General features: G+C 52.5%; 2 tRNA genes and 1 rRNA gene. All 3 read left to right on the forward strand.

Annotation, left to right across the window (positions count from 1 at the left end):
- Positions 1–37 precede the first annotated feature (37 nt).
- Positions 38–114, forward strand: a tRNA-Ile gene (locus FND52_RS21755).
- A gap of 107 nt (positions 115–221) precedes the next feature.
- A tRNA-Ala gene (locus FND52_RS21760) sits at positions 222–297 on the forward strand.
- Positions 298–494: 197 nt separating this feature from the next.
- Positions 495–2209, forward strand: a 23S ribosomal RNA gene (locus FND52_RS21765); the annotation flags it as partial.

Below are 2209 nucleotides of genomic sequence, written 5' to 3' on the forward strand. Positions count from 1 at the left end.
GATTGTCTGATAGAAAACGAGCAGTAAAAATCTCTGCAGGCTTGTAGCTCAGGTGGTTAGAGCGCACCCCTGATAAGGGTGAGGTCGGTGGTTCAAGTCCACTCAGGCCTACCAAATTTTCCCTGATACTGCGTTGTGAAACAGCTCGCATAGTTCACTATGCTTCGCCGTTCCACGCCTTGTCTCAGGAAAAATTGCGGTTGACGGGATTTCACTACGATGGGGCTATAGCTCAGCTGGGAGAGCGCCTGCTTTGCACGCAGGAGGTCTGCGGTTCGATCCCGCATAGCTCCACCATCTTTACTGCAAGATACCAGAAAACTTCAGAGTGGTCCTGAAAAGGTCCACTGCGAAGTTTTGCTCTTTAACAATCCGGAACAAGCTGAAAATTGAAACGGCATGCCGTCGCATTTCTCCGTAATAAGAAATGATGATGCCATGCCAGAGTCTCTCAAACACTTGCAGCACGAAGCAGAAACTGCTCCGGGTTGTGAGGTTAAGCGACCAAGCGTACACGGTGGATGCCCTGGCAGTCAGAGGCGATGAAGGACGTGCTAATCTGCGAAAAGCGTCGGTAAGGTGATATGAACCGTTATAACCGACGATGTCCGAATGGGGAAACCCAGTGCAACTCGTTGCACTATCGTTAACTGAATACATAGGTTAACGAGGCGAACCGGGGGAACTGAAACATCTAAGTACCCCGAGGAAAAGAAATCAACCGAGATTCCCCCAGTAGCGGCGAGCGAACGGGGAGCAGCCCAGAGTCTGAATCAGCATGTGTGTTAGTGGAACGGTCTGGAAAGTCCGGCGGTACAGGGTGATAGTCCCGTACACGAAAGCGCATATGCTGTGAACTCGATGAGTAGGGCGGGACACGTGACATCCTGTCTGAATACGGGGGGACCATCCTCCAAGGCTAAATACTCCTGACTGACCGATAGTGAACCAGTACCGTGAGGGAAAGGCGAAAAGAACCCCGGCGAGGGGAGTGAAAAAGAACCTGAAACCGTGTACGTACAAGCAGTGGGAGCACCTTTTGGGTGTGACTGCGTACCTTTTGTATAATGGGTCAGCGACTTATATTCTGTAGCAAGGTTAACCGTATAGGGGAGCCGCAGGGAAACCGAGTCTTAACTGGGCGTTAAGTTGCAGGGTATAGACCCGAAACCCGGTGATCTAGCCATGGGCAGGTTGAAGGTTGGGTAACACTAACTGGAGGACCGAACCGACTAATGTTGAAAAATTAGCGGATGACCTGTGGCTGGGGGTGAAAGGCCAATCAAACCGGGAGATAGCTGGTTCTCCCCGAAAGCTATTTAGGTAGCGCCTCGTGAATTCATCTGTGGGGGTAGAGCACTGTTTCGGCTAGGGGGCCATCCCGGCTTACCAACCCGATGCAAACTACGAATACCACAGAATGTTATCACGGGAGACACACGGCGGGTGCTAACGTCCGTCGTGAAGAGGGAAACAACCCAGACCGCCAGCTAAGGTCCCAAAGTCATGGTTAAGTGGGAAACGATGTGGGAAGGCCCAGACAGCCAGGATGTTGGCTTAGAAGCAGCCATCATTTAAAGAAAGCGTAATAGCTCACTGGTCGAGTCGGCCTGCGCGGAAGATGTAACGGGGCTAAACCATGCACCGAAGCTGCGGCAGCGACACTATGTGTTGTTGGGTAGGGGAGCGTTCTGTAAGCCGTTGAAGGTGGACTGTGAGGTCTGCTGGAGGTATCAGAAGTGCGAATGCTGACATAAGTAACGATAAAGCGGGTGAAAAGCCCGCTCGCCGGAAGACCAAGGGTTCCTGTCCAACGTTAATCGGGGCAGGGTGAGTCGACCCCTAAGGCGAGGCCGAAAGGCGTAGTCGATGGGAAACAGGTTAATATTCCTGTACTTGGTGTTACTGCGAAGGGGGGACGGAGAAGGCTATGTCGGCCGGGCGACGGTTGTCCCGGTTTAAGCGTGTAGGTGGGTGTTCCAGGTAAATCCGGAACGCTGTTAACACTGAGGCGTGATGACGAGGCACTACGGTGCTGAAGTGACAAATGCCCTGCTTCCAGGAAAAGCCTCTAAGCATCAGGTAACACGAAATCGTACCCCAAACCGACACAGGTGGTCAGGTAGAGAATACCAAGGCGCTTGAGAGAACTCGGGTGAAGGAACTAGGCAAAATGGTGCCGTAACTTCGGGAGAAGGCACGCTGGCAT

The sequence above is a fragment of the Atlantibacter subterraneus genome, assembly GCF_007570865.1.
Taxonomy (GTDB): domain Bacteria; phylum Pseudomonadota; class Gammaproteobacteria; order Enterobacterales; family Enterobacteriaceae; genus Atlantibacter; species Atlantibacter subterraneus.